This is a genomic window from Peptoclostridium acidaminophilum DSM 3953 (genome assembly GCF_000597865.1).
Classification (GTDB): Bacteria; Bacillota; Clostridia; order Peptostreptococcales; family Peptostreptococcaceae; genus Peptoclostridium_A; species Peptoclostridium_A acidaminophilum.
In genome coordinates this window covers 1,910,231-1,927,235 of record NZ_CP007452.1, presented here as the reverse complement: position 1 = coordinate 1,927,235, position 17,005 = coordinate 1,910,231, and the positions used below count along the sequence as shown (strand labels likewise).

Here is a 17,005-nt window from a genome sequence, read left to right as displayed (position 1 = left end):
GTGAATTATGTGCTTTTTTGTTTTGTTTGGAGGAAGCGGGAACCTTAGCATGAAAAAGCTTCTGCCGGCCCAGTACAACCTTGAATTCGAAAATATGCTCCCGGAAGGGCTTGCAATATTCGCAGCTGCCAGGGGTGATGTAGCCCAGGCGGAGTTCAAGATTGCGGCAAAGAACAGCGTTTCAAAATATTCTAGATTCGGATACGATGAGCAGACATGGGCAAGGTTCGAGAGCAGGCTCAACTACAGAAGGTTGGGCTTTGAGGATATTGAAGATTACAGGAAGCTCGAATCCGAGCTTGAAGGCTTGGAAAAATTGCATGGAAAGCCGGTGGGGAGGGTTTACTATCTTGCCGCATCACCGGAGTATTTCAGCTCCATAGTAAAGAATCTGAGGGATTCGGGGATGTCACGTGGAGAAGGAAGCTACAGGAGGCTGGTTATAGAAAAACCCTTTGGCAGCAGTCTTGCAAGCGCCAGAAGGCTCAACAGAGAAATTAGAAGCGCATTTCCCGAAGAGAGCATATACAGGATTGATCACTATCTGGGCAAGGAGATGATACAAAACATAATGAGCATAAGGTTTGCAAATGCCATATTCGAGCCTGTGTGGAACTCAAGGCACATAGACAACATACAGATATCGATACTTGAGGACACTGGGATTGAGGGCAGAGGGGAGTACTACGAAAACTCGGGGGCTCTCAGGGACATGGTGCAAAACCATATAGTTCAGCTTATGTCCCTTGTGATGATGGAACGCCCCAAAAGCCTTGATCCGGAGGCTATACGTGACCAGAAAGTAAAGATTATAAAAAAAATCAGCGGAATAACGCCTGAAGACATAGACAAGAACCTTATTATCGGTCAGTATGCAGAGGGTGTTATAGACGGAGAAAATATTGCAGGCTACAGGCATGAAAGCGAAGTGGCAGAGGATTCTGCAACAGAAACATTTGCAGCGCTTAAGCTGAACGTGTCAAACGCAAGGTGGAAGGGGGTGTCTGTGTATGTGAGAACTGGCAAAAGGCTTAATGAGAGGCTTGTCGGCATAGTTGTAGAGTTCAAGGACTTTTCGAGCATATACGGCTTGGAGGCCTACAGGGGTCTTGCGCCGAATCTGCTGATTATAAAGATATATCCTGAGGAGGGAATATCTCTCCAGTTCAACATGAAAAAGCCTGGCAGCTTCGACAAGATAGTGCCCTTTAGCATGAGCTACTGCAAAAGCTGCGAATTCAGAAAATTCACGCCGGAGGCTTATGAGAGGTTAATACATGATGTCCTTGAAGGGGATTCCACGCTTTATGCCAGATGGGACGAAATTGAAAGAGCCTGGATGCTTATAGACAGTATACTGGATTGCAAGGTCAGAAAGAGGGAAAATTTGCATCTTTATAGCGCGGGAAGCAGCGGGCCAAAGGAAGCCGACAGGCTGCTCGAAAAGGATGGCAGGCATTGGTGGTGAAGGCGATAGGACCAACTTAACAAGTCAGATCTGAAAAAGCCCCATTAGGGCTGATTCACTCGAGAAGAAAATCTCTTAAAAACCCATGTGGTCAAATGGCAATATCAAGGACTGTATATATAAAGAAATTAAGTATATAATGTATGATATACAACTCGTGTTTTTTGTAAAGGGATGATTTTATTGAAAAGTAAAAAAGCGGTCTCAATTATTTCATGGCTCATGGTCATTGGGTGGATGCTGCTGATTGTTTCGTTTTCAAGCGACCCGGCTGATATTTCCGACAGAAAAAGCCAAGCAGTGCTTGAAAGGGTGGAGCCGGCGGTAGAAAAAATGGAGGAGAGTCTGAAGATACAGATAGCAGACAACGGCAGGCTGCACTTCTACGTGCGCAAGAACGCCCACATGTTCAACTACTTTGTTTTGGCCGTGCTCATGGCAACGTGCCTTAGGATGTCTGGAGTAAGGGGCTATAGGAGCTATCTTATTGCATATATAGTAGTGACACTCTTTTCTGCTGTGGACGAATACTACCAGACGTTCATACCGGGTAGGAGCGGTGAAGTCCGCGACGTTCTGGTGGACAACGTGGGAGTTGTCATGGGGCTAGTTGCGGGGCGTATGCTGCCGGCAATAAGCAGATTGAAAAGAATATTCTAGACTAAGGAGGGCGGCCCTGGGTCGCCCTTTGCTGCGTATAAAATTTGATTCCGGGTATAATAGCGGCAGATGCTAGTTTGGCATATTAGTTTGTGCGCAGGCGTGTTAAGATTGGCTACTTGAAAGGATGGCGATCTCATGGACAAAAAAGAAGCATCAGTAATTATACCGGACGGAAACGTAATGCTGCCTGGAATATTGGAGATTCCGCCGGGAGCTGTTGGAATAGTTATATTCGCCCACGGAAGCGGCAGCAGCAGGTTCAGTCCCCGCAACACTTATGTTGCGCAGGTCCTAAGAAAGCACGGGCTTGGGACTCTGCTGATGGACCTTATGACTCCCCAGGAGGACAGGGACTACGACAGGCGATTTGATATAGCATTGCTGACGAGGCGTCTGCTTGCGGCTACAAAATGGATAAAAGAGCAGGAGAATACGAGAGGGTTTTCTATAGGTTATTTCGGCGCAAGCACCGGGGCTGCTGCGGCAGTAGAGGCCGCGGCTGCGCTGGGAGATGAGATTGGCGCTGTTGTTTCCCGGGGAGGGCGGCCTGATATGGCCTTGCCGTATCTTGACAGGGTCAAATCGCCTACGCTCCTTATTGTAGGCGGACATGACTATACTGTCGTGGAGCTCAACGAAAAGGCGTATGAAAAAATCACCGCCGTTAAGGAGCTTAAAATAGTGCCAAGGGCCGGTCATCTTTTCGAGGAGCGCGGCGCCCTGGAGAGCGTTGCGGAGCTCGCCTCAGCCTGGTTTGAGAAATATTTAGTCGAAAAATAACAGAACAGCCCGGCGAATATGCCGGGCTGTTTTTAGTAAAGGAATTCTGATGGCTAAGCTCCACTCGAGCTATTTTGTCTGGAATTCAAATCTGATAGCCTTTGAAAGATTTTCTCCGTCCACGTTTTTTATAGAATCGCCAATGTATATGACATATTCCTCTGACGAATCGTAAAGAGTAATAGGTGTTATCTCTATTATGCTTGAATCGGAAGGATTAAGGCTTACAGACACGCTGTGCCTTGCGCTGCTTCCCTTCTTGCATACGAATATGCTCGAGTCGTTTACGGTAGAATCGTCGGCGGGCTTGCTAAGGGAGATGCTCCATTTGTAGTCCGTGTCGACAGGGCTTGAGGCTGCAGGACTCCAAGGAGTATACTTTCTGTCCTCGGAAGAGGGCCATTCAAGGCCGCTTACAAGCTTAATCCCGTCGTACATATAAGCAAAATATACTGTCCCGTCCTGGTCATAGGCTGAAGATTTGAGTATGCCTCCAAGATAGCTGCTTTCCGGCAATATACCTCCCGTAGAATCGTGATCATAGACGGTCTTGCCGCCGTCATTTTTCAAAAGAGTCGTTCCCGCCCAGATGTCCCCGTTGCTCATTTTGAGCGCTTTTCCAGCCGGGAAGTCGGTGTGGCTCACGTCTGTCCAGCCGTCAGGAGAATACATTTGAACGCCGTAGGAGCCTATCGCGTAAAGCTCGCCAAGATCGTTTTCGACAAAGCTTGTTATGTCTCCTCCCATGAAGTTGGATTCGCCTGAATAAAAGCCCTCCCACGAGCCGTCTTCAGACATCCTGGCGGCGCCTTCTCTGGTGCCTATCCATATGTTGCCTTCGCCGTCCTCGTAGGCGCAGTTTATCATGTCGGAAGGTATGGCACCGGTGGTGGAGCTGCTTGTATATATCTCCCAGCTGCTGTTGTCGGGACTCAGGTAGTAAATACCGTCAGAGGTGTAGAACCACTTGCCGTCCTTTGAGTCTACGTATGCACCGTAGGAATAGAATATTTCCTCGGGCGGCTGGGGTACCTCAAGCCAATTCTCGCTGTTGACGTCGTAAGCCATTACAGGACCCTTTAATGGGAGTATGTACATTACATTGTTTGAATCCACAGCAAGTCCCGAAACGCTGTATTCGCCAAGGTCTCTGTACTGAATCCAGTCGCCTTCAGGAGTCCTTCTCGACACAGAGCCTTCGTCCCCTGCAACCCAGAGGCCGCCGTCCTTGTCAATTTCCATGTCGTGTATTCTGTAGGTTGCAAGAGATGTGGATGTAGTGTTTATGTTGTAGGGTCCAGACGCATCGCCCCCAACGAGGGATATTTTGTATATGCTAGACATGAAATCGTGGCATATAAGCCAAATGCCGCCATCGGAATCGAGTCGCAAGGAGAAAATAGAGTCGCCCCCTGTTATTCCAAGATCTTCCTTGCTATAGGACTGTATACTTGACCCCAAAGCCTGTATGAGCTCTCCGTAGTATGTGCTCATCCAAACAGTTCCCGAAGAGCTGTCGTATTCCATGTCGGTTATTGAAACTGAAGGGAATGGGGAATTTGAGGCTGTGTATTTTGTCCATTCTCCATCTGCGCTGAGCATGTAAACGCCGTCTGTTCCGTAGTTGCTAGTTCCAAACCAGAGATTGCCTTCACCGTCCTGGGATATGCTTGAGAAGCAGTGGGAATAGTCTGCGGGAGGCATGTCTGAGCCTGGATATACGTTGTGCACATAATCAAAAGAGCCGCTGCCTGATTTTGAGTCTGTGAGGATTCCGTATTCAGTCCCTATCCAAATGTGCTTGTTGCTGTCTACAAACAGGCAGGCGGGATGATAATCTGAGAGTATTATGCTTTTGCCTGCTGCGACCTCGTAGTCATTAGTCACAAGATAGGCGCCTTGGTATGTAAGAATCCATTTTCCGTCGGCTCCGGCGTCGAATATCTGGAGCACCTCGTCTGACATTATGTATCTTTCGTAGTCGTCGTTTTGATTGAAGGAAAGCCATGAGCCGTCCGCTTTTTTAATCTTAAGGCCATCGCCCCAGGTTGCAAACCATGTGGCGCCGTTGTCGTCAAACAGCAGGTCTCTTACCTGCACGTCATTTTTGAGATTGCCGCCGGTGGTTTCGCTGTTATAGTATTGATGATCGCCCGATTCGGACCATAAAAACACGCTGCCTTTATCCGAATCCTGTCCGGTGATCCACTTGCCTCCGGAGTTGTCGAAATAGATTCCTTCGGGATTCATGTAAGGAATGCCGTTGGTTTCTATGGAGCTCCACTGCTCTGCGAATGCGGAGGATGAAAAAATTAAAACTGAAAGCATAAAAGAAAAAATCAAAACGAATTTTTTTGCCATATGATCACTCCTATTGAAATTTTGGGGCGCAGCCCTTCAAGCCTCAAATCATCTCCCTAAAGAGGAAGTGTTCTGGATATGTAAGTAGTGCTGACTAGGAAATATTAGCTATAATAAAACTATAAGAAAGATGACGACTTTTGTAAAGAGGAACAGGCGTCTTGCGTTCACATATTTTAACGAATTGGGCGGAATTCCCCACTCTCAAGGCCACCTTGCTCACGATAGTGAGAGCGTAGGGTGGGGATGGATAGCCCTGCCGTAAGGCAAAAGTAGTTTATGAAACAGAGTCTGTGGTATACAATAAATACGAGGTGATGCCAATGATTCTTGATACAAACAATCATTCAGTATTCAAATTGAGTTACCAATTGATATTAGTTGTAAAATATCGTCGCAAGGTAATAGATGGAGCAATTTCCAATAGACTGAAAGAAATTTTCGAATATATATCTCCAAAGTACGGAATCACTATTGAAGAATGGAATCACGACAAAGATCATGTCCGTGTTCTGTTTAGAGCCTATCCAAACTCAGAAATATCAAAGTTTCTAAATGCGTATAAGAGTGCAAGCAGTCGGCTGATAAAGAAAGAGTTTCCGACTATCAAACAATATTTGTGGAAAGAATACTTTTGGAGCAAGAGTTACTGTCTGCTAACGACAGGTGGTGAGCCCATTGATATTGTCAGACAGTACATCGAAAGCCAAGGCCAGAAAGCGAGGTGAACCGCTATTCTAAGAGCTTACAAGTATCGAATCTATCCAAATGCAGAGCAAAGAGAATACTTCGCCAAGTGCTTCGGCTGTGTCAGATTCGTCTACAACAGAATGCTTGCAGACAAAATCGAGTATTACAAGCAAACTGGCGAGAGCTTAAACAACACTCCGGCCGGGTACAAGGAAGAGTTTGAGTGGCTCAAAGAAGTAGACAGTTTGGCTCTTGCAAATGCTCAACTCAATCTAAACAAAGCGTACAAGAACTTCTTTCGAGATAAGTCTGTGGGTTTTCCGAGATTCAAGTCGAAGAAGTCCAATAAGCACGCCTACACGACCAACAATCAAAAGGGCACAGTCTTCATTGAAGATGGCTATATTAAGTTACCAAAGCTCAAATCCAAAGTCAGAGTCAAACAGCACAGAGATTTCAATGGATTGATCAAGTCGTGTACCGTTTCCAAAACCTCATCAGGCAAATATTTCATATCTGTGTTAGTTGAAACTGAGATTGAGCCATTGCCAAAAGCAAAAAATAAAGTCGGCATTGATGTAGGCCTAAAGGATTTTGCCATCTGTTCAAACGGTGAAGTGTTCTCGAATCCTAAATTGCTTAGAAAGTCAGAAAAAAGGCTTGCCAAACTGCAAAAAAATTTATCGCGCAAAGCCAAGGGCGGTAGCAATAGAGCCAAAGCAAGGATCAAAGTAGCCAAGCTGCATGAGAAGATTGCCAATCAGCGTAAAGACTTTCTTCATAAGGTTAGTTCTAAAATCGTCAGCGAAAACCAAGCAATAGCGATTGAAGACCTAAAAGTGAAGAATATGCTGAAGAATCATTGTCTCGCAAAAGCCATATCCGAAGTATCATGGAGCATGTTTAGGACGATGCTTGAATACAAGTCTAAGTGGAATGGCAGAGATTTGGTTATCGCACCATCGAATTATGCCAGTTCTCAACTATGCTCTGACTGCGGATGTAAAAATCCAGAAGTCAAAAATCTTGGACTTAGAGAATGGACTTGCCCTGAGTGTAGAGCCGTACACGAGCGGGATATAAACGCGGCGAAAAACTTGCTGAAACTAATATAATAGTTTTGGTATTTTCGAGGTCGGGACGACCTTAGGAGCTTGGGTAAACTTAGAGCAGTAGCTCTATTGACCAAGAAGCTCCCACTTCTAAAGTGGGGGTAGTTCACAGGGATATGAATAATTATATACTTATAATATTATAAATGCTTGAATGCTTGCTGCAGGTGCTGCATAGCAATTCTACTGAAGAATAATATCAGGAGGTTATTTATGAGAATTCAAAGAAGGGTTTCGCTTATGATTGCCTTGATGCTTATGCTATCTTCGCTGTCAAGCGCATCGTTTGCATCAATCGATGAGCCTAAGGTCAAGCTGCTTAGCACTGTAGGCGACGGGCTGAGATATTACATAGTGTACGAAATAAACGGGCGCGAGTACCGCTCGGACAGAACCGGCGAGAGAATAAACCAGATGGCTTTTTCAATGTTTACTGAAGAGGAAAAAATGGCAGTATCCAGCAATTACGCATATTCGCCGGAAAATCGAAAGATACAGTTTGGATTGGCCGGCAGCGAGGACATAACAAGCTGGGCCAACGATGCCACCGGATGGACGGAGGCGGCTCAAATATGGCAGGAAAGGCTTGAGGCCAAGTATTTTGACGATCTGAAGGATTTCTATTCTTTGAGTTCCAGTCGGTTGCCGCTAGGAGATGGCTGCCTGGGCGACTATGCGCTGCGCTTTTCGCCTGAGGTGGAAAAAAGTTCTGATTATGCAAGATACATAGAGCTGAGGGGGAAAATAAAAAACGACTTCGATGCGGGAAAGGCATTTTATGAAAGGCTGGTGCAGATAAAGGTTAACCAGGTGGGCAATGCTGTAAAAGTGGGCTCGGAGGGCGTAATCAAAATAATTATAGACAATTTCATGGTGCCGGCAATAACTCCTGCGGCCACTATGAAATATACAGGTTCTGTAGTTAATGCTATAAATTTGGCTTTCGACTCTTCGGCGAGCCTAAGAAGTTATGCACTCTCCTCTGACCCAAGCATAGGAGACATACTAGAGCAGATGGAAATATTCATCGGTGTTCTGGAAAACGCTGCCCGAGAATTGAAAGCCGAGGTTGAAAGAGACCTGGCTGAGCTGGAATCAATCATGGCAAGGCTAAGCAGCGCCCAGTCTGAAGTCGTGGAATCAAGCCAGACGAATTACGAAACCAATAGGGACGCTATTGTTGCAAGCGGCGATGCGGCCTTCCAGTGGAGCGGCGATATAGTCGAGTACGAAGAGAGCGGGACGACTGATGAAGAGATCAGAAACGAGGTTTTGAGTCAGGCAAGTGACATAGCCGCAGAATACAATCAGTATCTCGACGGCATAGCTGCAAGGATGGCGGCGATTGAAAGCGCAGGTATAAGCAAAAATTTAGCTGATACCACTTTGGAGGTGGAGATTGAAGGGGCGCAGCATCTGTTTGACCTGATGAAGGTCACTCCTATGGAGTTGTACAAAAGCGGAGGAAGCTACGGCGAGCTTGAGAGCATTATAGCAAGCGAAGCCCAGAACAAGATATCTTATATCGATGGTATGATTGTGAAGCTGTCGAATTATGCTGCCGATTATGAGCAGCTCATAGCCGATGCAGGGATCGGATTGGATTCTATAGAGGCAAAAATAAACGGCTTGTCGGAAAAGTATGCTGAATATGTGGGCGGAAGCCTTAGGGATTATGTGTTTTTGCAGAAAACGCCCGACCAGCTCAGGCAGTCGCTGGAGGACAAGATAGTATTTGAGGAAGCCACGATTTATGAAATCAAGGACACTTTCCAGGCTCAGAGGGAGCTTTTAACCAAGAAAGCAGAAGAATTCCAGGCGGCAACGACTGAGTTCGAGGCGGACCTGGAGCTGGCAATGGCGCCCTACAGCTCCTATCTGGCCAATTTCGACAACAGTGCCGACCAGTACATAGAGTACTACAACAAGCTTTACGACTTGTATGCCGGCGAATATTTCCAGGGGCAGAGAATAAACATGGACTATGTTGACGCCCTTATTCTAAACGAGGAGCCCGAGTTGAGAGCCGCCAAAACAGCTGAGATAGTCGAGGGTCTGGAGTCAATCATGGCGGAGGAGGCTTTATACATAAGGAGGCTTCAGCTTGCAAAAAACAACATTGATTATGACTTGAATCAGCTGAGCAGAACATATTCAAAGGCCGGGGCTTTTGCTTACGGGGCCTTGGATAATCTTAGGGACATATGCGGCAGTAACTACGTTCAATTGGGAGATTATTTCATTGGAAAAGTTGGCGACATATACGGCAGCTCCTTTAGGCCAAGTGACGCCAACGAGGTGTCCAGGACGCTCCTGGGACACAGTGCGTATCTGGATGATTTGACTTTGATTGAGATGGACATACTAGGCAACAAATCAAGCCTTATGAGCATGCCGCAGGAGGAATTCGACGCCGCCGTGGCTGAATATCAAAACGAAGCTGGAAGTATATATCAGGACGTGCCCACGAGCCCGATTCTGACAGATTCGCAAAAAAAGAGGGTAATAGACGAATACGCGGCAATTGTTAATCTCATATATGAAATGAAGGACGATAGAAACGGAGGGCCTGCAATACCGGTAAACGAAATAGCTATTGTCATCAAGAAGCTGCCATTCCTGCCAACAGGCTGGATAGAGCTTTCGACTGGCAGCACGCTCCAGATGTCGGGAACTGCAAAGCCCGACAATGCGACAAACAAGAAACTTATATGGACATCGTCTAATCCGTCTATAGCGCAGGTTTCCTACAGTGATACGGGTGACCAGGCGTCCATTAAGGGAGTGAGTCCGGGTGTTACAACAGTCAGAATAGCCTCCCAAGACGGAGGGGCGGCAATAGAGTCCACGGTGAATGTAGTTGCGGGTGCGCATAGCGACCCCTATGAATATTTCCATCAGGAGATAATAAGCGACAGGAGCAAAATCTGGAATATAAGCTTTACCCGGGAAGTAAAAAACACACCGGAAAATCTGGCGCAGGTATACGTAATGGATGAGTTTGAGAACATAATCCATAGTGTTCAGGCCTATGCAGAAGGGAATACTGTGCAGCTTATAAACAGCGAGGAGTACGGATCTGGAAAATACGTAATTGTAGTAGAAGACACGCTTCAGTCGGCCGGAGGTAAAAGCTTGAACACCCCGGTAAAAAAATTTTTTACTGTTGAATGAAAGTGAGTGGCAAGTAATTTTACGAAAAGCCCGGCGAATGCCGGGCTTTTTATTGTGGGGCGCTTTCTTGGGAATTTTGTAATATTATTCCTACGATGATAATTTGTCCAACTGGCGGGGTATATAAAATACATGGTATATGGCATAAACAACAAGAAGGAAGGGAGGCGGCAAATGAACATAGCGCTTATAATTGCTGGCGGAAGCGGGCAGAGAATGCATCAGGATATTCCCAAGCAGTTCTTGAACGTGCAGGACAAGCCAGTAATTATTTACACGATGGAAGTCTTTCAAAGGCATCCGGAAATAGATGGAATCGAGGTTGTCTGTCTCGACGGCTGGCATGAGATTCTAATCGCCTACGCTAAGCAGTTCAACATAAACAAACTCTCGGGCGTCGTATCCGGTGGCATAACGGGGCAGGAATCCATAAGGAATGGTGTCTACGCCATCAGTGAGAAGTTCAGCGACGACGACCTGGTATTGGTACATGACGCCATCCGCCCTATGATTTCAGCCGAGATAATATCCGACAATATTGCCAAGTGCAGGCTCCACGGCTCTGCAATTGCGGTTGTTCCTTGCGCCGAAGCAATGCTTGAGACCGAGGATAAGATTTGTTCAGAGTCAAGCTATGACAGGGAGAGGCTGGTAAGAACCCAAACGCCACAGGCATTTCCTCTTGGCAAGCTGCTATGGGCTCACGAGGAGGCGAAAAAAAGGGGGATTACTAATTCTGTGGCATCATGCACTCTCATGATTGAATTGGGTGAGAAGCTGTATTTCTCGGCAGGCTCAGAAAAAAATATAAAGCTGACTACCCCGGAGGACTTGGAAATTTTCAAGGCTCTATTGAATTCAAAAAAGGCAGATTGGCTGAAATGAGGGAAAGCATATGTTAGAAAAGCTTAAGCAGAAGGTATACGATGCAAACATTGAGCTTCCCAGGCGCAATCTGGTTGAATTTACTTGGGGGAATGCCAGCGGTATTGACAGGGAGCTGGGCTTGTTTGTCATAAAGCCCAGCGGAGTGGATTACGCGAAATTGAAGCCATACGACCTGGTAGTCATGGATTTGGAGGGAAACCGGGTGGAGGGCAGGTTGCGTCCTTCTTCCGACACTGCCACTCACTTGGAGTTATATAGGGCGTTTCCTGAGATAGGAGGTATTGTCCACACGCATTCGCCTTGGGCTACATCGTGGGCCCAGGCGGGAAGGAGCATCCCCAGCTACGGCACTACCCATGCGGACTATTTTTACGGTGCTATACCCTGTACCAGGAACATGACTCCTGAGGAGGCAGGGGAGGAGTATGAAAAAAATGCGGGCATTGTTATTGTAGAAGCATTCAAGGATATTAATCCCATGCACGTGCCGGGTGTGCTCTGTGCCAACCACGGGCCCTTCACATGGGGGAAGGATGTTAACGAGGCGCTTCACCGGGCTGTTGTGTTGGAGCAGGTTGCAAAGATGGCTTTTTATACGGAGCATATGAATCCACACGCGGAAGAAATTCATCAGTCTCTGATGAGCAAGCATTTTTTAAGAAAGCACGGAAGCAACGCCTATTACGGGCAGAGATGACTTCGAGGTGATTTTATGGATCCGTTAATTAGCGTCATAATTCCTGTATATAACGCCGAGGGTTACATTCGAAAATGCCTGGACAGCGTCATAGGGCAATCTTATGAGAATTTGGAAATCATAGTAATTGATGACGGCTCGACGGACGAAAGCGGTAATATATGCGATGAGTACGGGAAAAAAGATGCACGAATAAGAGTGCTTCATAAGGGTAACGGTGGCGTTTCAACCGCCAGAAACCTTGGACTGAAAATGGCCACAGGCAAATACGTAGGCTTCGTCGACAGCGACGACTGGATTGAAAAGGACATGTATTCTTTTTTGGTGAGCATGGCGGAGGCAAACGATGCCGATGTGGCCGCATGCGGCTACTATATCAACGATGATTCGCCCCCTATGCAGGATAACGAATGTGCAACTCAAAGCATGAGTCAGGAGGCGGCAATCCAGACGAGCTTTTTGAATGTGAGCAGGTTCTGCTTCTACGGAGCCTTGTGGAACAAACTTTTCAGGAGTGATATTTTCAAAGGAAATGGCATAGAGTTCGACGAATCGATTTCGGTAGGCGAGGACATGCTGTTCCTGAGCCAATGCATAATGGGCAGCGGGAAAATAGTTTATTCACCGATTCCAAAATATCACTACGCCTGCAACGAAATGGGCGTCACCAGCAAGCCCTTTTATTCTCAAAAGGTGTCGATGCTCAAGGCCCTTGATAAAATTGAAAGCATCGTCACTCCAAAGTACCCCCAGCTTGCCCCGGTAGTCCACCAGAGGTCGATACAGACCAGCTGTAATTATCTGCGCCAAGCGATGTATAACAAATCATTCAACGACTACGAGGCGATCCGGAGGCTGCGAGACAACATAAAGAAGGGATTCGTAGGGGTGGTCATGGGGAGCGATTTGTCCCTGAAAGACAAGATTAAGCTAATGCTGTTTTCGACGAGTCCAAAAATATACAGGCAAATAAACTCGAAATACAAAGCTGTGGGCGCTGTGTTAAAAAGAGAAAAATAATTGGCGGCGCCAGCAAGCCGATAAAACTTTATTGCAATAGCAGTAAAGAAAATGTAAAAAATCACCAGATAAATAAAGGGATAAATCGACAAAGTCGGCGTACATGATAATGCTTGTAGCATTATCTGCACGCCGGCTTTGTTATTCCTGATTTACCACTCTAGATTCGGATAGTAAATCTCGAGCCATTCCTCGAAGGTGTCGGACTTTCTGTTGTAGTAGTGGCTGTTTATAGCCTCCTGCATAGCCTCGTAATGCCATGCTCCCTTTATCAAGTCCGGGAACTGTCTCGCTTGTGGGAGTACATCCTCAGCATGGACTCGTCTGTCCAGGACTTTGTTGACTAGTGTTACGAATTCAGCTCTTGTAATGAACTGGTCAGGCTTGAATGTCCCGTCTGGGTAGCCTTCAAACCAGCCGTTTTCGGCTGCCGAGTTGATATAGTCACTTGCCCAGTGGCTCGCTGTGTCTGAGAATATGCTGGTTTTCACCTGACTCAGTTTTTCGAACTTAGTCGCTATTGCGGCTATCTCGGCTCGTGTTATGTTGCTGCCTGGCCTGAAGGTGCCGTCTGGGTAACCTGACAGGATTCCTCCGTTAGAGAGGGTTCCTATGTGCTTGGCTGACCATCTGGCCGCTTCCACATCGCCAAAGCCATGGCTTGTAGTCTTTATGCTATCTCTGTAAGCCGGGTCGAGAAGCCTGTAAAACACTGCTGCCACCTCTTCGCGTGTTATATAGCCCTCGGGCCTTACAACGTTCTCTGGATAGCCTATGATATAGGCAAAGTGGTCCTGCTTGTTTAACGTTGGCGTAGTTGGAACAGATTCTGAAGCTCCTCCGGATGGAGTTGTTGCTGAATCTGCCGGAGGTGTTGCTGAATCTGTTGGAGGCGCAGTCGGCTCAGTTGGTGTCGTTGGTGTTGTCGAGCCTCCGCTTCCGCCGCTGCTGCCACCGCCGCCGCTTGATTTTTTGGTCCACTGAGCGTACAGTGTTATATCCGCATCAGGCATGGTGAATTTGGAGCCTGGCCTATACTTTGTCCCGCTGCCGTCGTCTGAACTATTCCATCCTGTGAAGAGATAGCCTGACTTTGATATTGTTTCCTTATCCATAACGGTTACGGTTTCTCCTGGCTTGTATGGGCTTAGGGGATCAGCCTGCTCGCCGGTCCCTCCGTTGGCGTCATAATAAACATGATATTCATTGTGCTCGGCATCCCTCGTATAGTAGAGCTCAAGCACAAGTGAGCCGTCTTCGAGTATGGTGCCGGTGGTTGTGGATGCGTCCTCATCTAAGGTGTATCCGGGGTATTCCCTGGGCACGGCGGCAGCTGCGTCTCCGGGAGTACCGTTTTCCTCGTCGGTATCGTCGGGAGTCTGGGGATAGGAGCCGTCAGGCAGTTGCTTGTAGTGCTCGACCGTATATGGTGTATTGTCATCCTCGGCATCCTTTGTATAGTAGAGCTCGAGCACAAGTGAGCCGTCTTCGAGTATAGTGCCGGTGGTTGTGGATGCGTCCTCATCTAAGGTGTATCCGGGGTATTCTCTGGGCACGGCGGCAGCTGCGTCTCCGGGAGCGCCGTTTTCCTCGTCGGTATCGTCGGGAGTCTGGGGATAGGAGCCGTCAGGCAGTTGCTTGTAGTGATCAACCGTATAAGCTGCTGTTTCCGGCTTGGGACAGCGGTCTTCCTTTGAGTCTTCCGAGAAGCAGTCAAGGCTAGAGGCTGCGAAGGCTGGTCCTGTAGAAATAATCAGAACCAAGGCCAATACCATTGAAGCTGCAATATTGAATATTTTGAAATTAATATTCATAAAAAACACCTCCCTTTAGTCACATATGACTATTAGTCTTTTATACCCAAATTCCCGATTAATATAAAAATAAATCAAACAAAACTAAAAAATAGACTAAAATTAAAGTCGGATTTTATATTTTTTTTGTAACAGTAACATGATATTATGGGTATTATAGCAAAGTTGACATTTTCATTAGCATACTTATGGGTGGGAGGAAATTTTGCATGAAATCAAACATAAGGGTTATATGTGCCTTTGCTTTATCTATAGCTTTATTTGCGATTCCTGCCGAGAGTTTGGCGGAAAGCGGAACTAAGATGGAAAATGAAATCAGTAGTAAAGCAGAGAGCATTACATATGAGACGGCATCGAAGAAAAATCCATTTGAAGAGCTTGATAAAATCCGGGATGAAAGAATAGCTGCTGCCAGGGAGAGGGTTAGAAAAACAGCTTCCAACAGGGATGACAAAATTAAAGAAGAGAGAAAGCGAAAAGAGGAGGAGCTTATTTCATCTCCCGGGTTGAGATATATTGTTAAATTCAACGACTATGCATCTATGGAGGAGATATTTGAGGCTGTAAGCCCGTATAAGCACAGGCTCATTGGGGACAGCAAGAACCGCACATTTATGATAAAGGCTGCAGACATAGAGGGATTCAAGCAGGAAGCCGAGGATCTGGTTGATTTTGTAGAGAAGGACAGGCAGACAAAAATACAGGCTGTTCCATCAGATACCGATTATGCAAAGCAGTGGGCCCTGCCTGCCATAGATATGCAGGAGGCCTGGGACATTACAACCGGTTCAGGCTCTGTTCTGGTGGCCGTAATCGATTCCGGGGTGAACAGAAGCCATCCTGACCTTGCTGGCACCGATATAAGAAATGGCTGGGACTATATAATGGATGAGCCTTGTCAATATGACTCGGTTGGTCACGGCACCAATGTGACCGGCATTATAGGTGCCCAAACAGACAATGCCCGGGGAATAGCCGGAGTAAACTGGGATGTGGCAATAGTGCCGCTGAATGTTGTCTATTCAAATGAATTAATATATACTTCGGACATTTGCGCTGCTTTAGTTGAGGCTGCAGACATGGGGTGCGACGTTATAAACCTGAGCTTGAGTGGCCCTGACTATTCATCGGCTGAGAATGAAGCGGTGCAATATGCGATTTCAAAGGGCTGCATAGTAGTGGCTGCTGCAGGCAATTGGGGCAATTCGGCCTATAGTTATCCTGCTTCCTATGAGGGCGTTATAAGCGTAGCTTCTGTTGACAGCAGCATTTCGTACTCGAGCTTTTCTCAATACAACGACAAGGTTGATTTGGCCGCGCCGGGAGAAGGGATTCTCACTACGGCTGATATGTTTAACCAGGGCAAAGAATATATGGAAGTTAGTGGTACGTCTTTTTCAGCGCCGCACGTTGCGGGCGTTGCAGCTCTTGCTGCAGCCTGCAAGCCATCGATTACTCCCTCGGAGTTCACGGAAGCGCTTGAGGCGTCAAGCGTCGACTTGGGGAGCGCCGGATTCGACATCCATTATGGCCACGGGTTGCTCAACGCTGAAAGGACGCTTGTTTATGTAACGAATCCTGATGTGCCGGGCAATCTGAGGGTGGATTCGATAGGCGACAAGAGCGCGTCGCTTCGCTGGAATGCCAGCTGGGAATTCGATGTTGAAGGCTACAGGCTTGAATACAAACAGACAGAGGCTTCCACATGGTCATCGGTAAGCCTTGTAAAGAATGAAACCATGCATACTGTTAGCGGCCTGACGAACGGAAAAGCTTACAGCTTCAGAATCAAGGCAATTGACGAGGCGGGCAACTGGTCTGAATACTCCCAGACTGTTGAAGCTGTGCCGGTTGTAACACTTGAGATGCCTGAGAAGACGAACGTGCCGCTTGACAAGTCGTGGACTGTGGAATTCAACAGTCAGCCTGACATGGCAACGGTAGGCGCTGATACTGTATACATTAAGGATTCTGGGGGTGAGCTTGTAGAATGCAGCTTGAAAAAGGGAGATATCCCCAATACCATAGTGATTTCGCCAGTTGACGATTATACTCCCGATGAAACCTACACGATTTACATAACGCAGGGTGTAATGTCACAAGGCAATAAGCTGACAAAGACAACCTACATGAGGTTTACAACCGCTGAGTAGGTCTCGTATATTCCGTCAAATTATTCAAATTATTCAAAGGACTTTGCTAAGATGCCCAATGGCACGTCGCGCGGAGTCCTTTTATTTTTCCTTAAAAAGATAAGCCCGGACTCTAAAGGCAAGGTTCAAATTATTGCAAGGTGGGTATAAATAAAAAAGTATTGTATGGACTATTAGGATGGAGG

General features: G+C 46.8%; 12 protein-coding genes. 10 read left to right on the top strand and 2 right to left on the bottom strand.

What is annotated here, in order from left to right; all coding sequences use genetic code 11:
- The first annotated feature begins 7 nt into the window (after nucleotides 1-7).
- The 3 genes from zwf to EAL2_RS09450 all read left to right on the top strand — a co-directional run bounded on the left by zwf (nucleotide 8) and on the right by EAL2_RS09450 (nucleotide 2,911).
- Complete coding sequence (gene zwf / locus EAL2_RS09460) at nucleotides 8-1,468, top strand: glucose-6-phosphate dehydrogenase (protein WP_025436149.1); 1,461 nt, start codon at nucleotides 8-10, stop codon at nucleotides 1,466-1,468.
- Nucleotides 1,469-1,651: 183 nt separating this feature from the next.
- Entirely contained in the window at nucleotides 1,652-2,128 is a 477-nt protein-coding gene (locus EAL2_RS09455; RefSeq protein WP_025436148.1) for a VanZ family protein, read from the top strand.
- 138 nt (nucleotides 2,129-2,266) lie between these two features.
- Nucleotides 2,267-2,911 (top strand): dienelactone hydrolase family protein, encoded by a 645-nt coding sequence (locus tag EAL2_RS09450; RefSeq protein ID WP_025436147.1) that lies wholly within the window; start codon nucleotides 2,267-2,269, stop codon nucleotides 2,909-2,911.
- 69 nt (nucleotides 2,912-2,980) lie between these two features.
- Here the strand turns inward: EAL2_RS09450 and EAL2_RS09445 are convergent, their stop codons facing one another.
- A complete protein-coding gene (locus tag EAL2_RS09445; protein ID WP_025436146.1) occupies nucleotides 2,981-5,272 on the bottom strand; it encodes a two-component regulator propeller domain-containing protein in 2,292 nt (763 codons plus the stop codon).
- Between the two features lie 323 nt (nucleotides 5,273-5,595).
- Between EAL2_RS09445 and tnpA the strand changes: the two genes are divergently transcribed.
- From tnpA to EAL2_RS09415, 6 genes are all read left to right on the top strand, one after another.
- The gene (gene tnpA, locus EAL2_RS09440) at nucleotides 5,596-6,000 is read left to right on the top strand and encodes an IS200/IS605 family transposase (RefSeq protein WP_025436145.1); all 405 of its coding nucleotides are present in this window, start codon (nucleotides 5,596-5,598) and stop codon (nucleotides 5,998-6,000) included.
- A 6-nt stretch (nucleotides 6,001-6,006) separates the two neighbouring features.
- On the top strand, nucleotides 6,007-7,077 hold the full coding sequence (gene tnpB / locus EAL2_RS09435; RefSeq protein ID WP_025436144.1) for an IS200/IS605 family element RNA-guided endonuclease TnpB: 1,071 nt from the start codon (nucleotides 6,007-6,009) through the stop codon (nucleotides 7,075-7,077).
- A gap of 210 nt (nucleotides 7,078-7,287) precedes the next feature.
- A complete protein-coding gene (locus tag EAL2_RS14840) occupies nucleotides 7,288-10,248 on the top strand; it encodes an Ig-like domain-containing protein (protein WP_025436143.1) in 2,961 nt (986 codons plus the stop codon).
- 174 nt (nucleotides 10,249-10,422) lie between these two features.
- The gene (locus EAL2_RS09425) at nucleotides 10,423-11,133 is read left to right on the top strand and encodes an IspD/TarI family cytidylyltransferase (protein WP_025436142.1); all 711 of its coding nucleotides are present in this window, start codon (nucleotides 10,423-10,425) and stop codon (nucleotides 11,131-11,133) included.
- A 10-nt stretch (nucleotides 11,134-11,143) separates the two neighbouring features.
- Nucleotides 11,144-11,833 carry an L-ribulose-5-phosphate 4-epimerase gene (locus tag EAL2_RS09420; protein ID WP_025436141.1) on the top strand — a complete coding sequence of 230 codons (690 nt, stop codon included), beginning with the start codon at nucleotides 11,144-11,146 and terminating at the stop codon, nucleotides 11,831-11,833.
- Between the two features lie 15 nt (nucleotides 11,834-11,848).
- On the top strand, nucleotides 11,849-12,853 hold the full coding sequence (locus EAL2_RS09415) for a glycosyltransferase family 2 protein (protein ID WP_025436140.1): 1,005 nt from the start codon (nucleotides 11,849-11,851) through the stop codon (nucleotides 12,851-12,853).
- A 152-nt stretch (nucleotides 12,854-13,005) separates the two neighbouring features.
- Here the strand turns inward: EAL2_RS09415 and EAL2_RS09410 are convergent, their stop codons facing one another.
- A complete protein-coding gene (locus tag EAL2_RS09410) occupies nucleotides 13,006-14,667 on the bottom strand; it encodes an S-layer homology domain-containing protein (RefSeq protein WP_025436139.1) in 1,662 nt (553 codons plus the stop codon).
- A 209-nt stretch (nucleotides 14,668-14,876) separates the two neighbouring features.
- Between EAL2_RS09410 and EAL2_RS14835 the strand changes: the two genes are divergently transcribed.
- Nucleotides 14,877-16,820: a S8 family serine peptidase gene (locus EAL2_RS14835; RefSeq protein ID WP_025436138.1), complete on the top strand. Its 1,944-nt coding sequence runs from the start codon at nucleotides 14,877-14,879 to the stop codon at nucleotides 16,818-16,820.
- Nucleotides 16,821-17,005 lie beyond the last annotated feature (185 nt).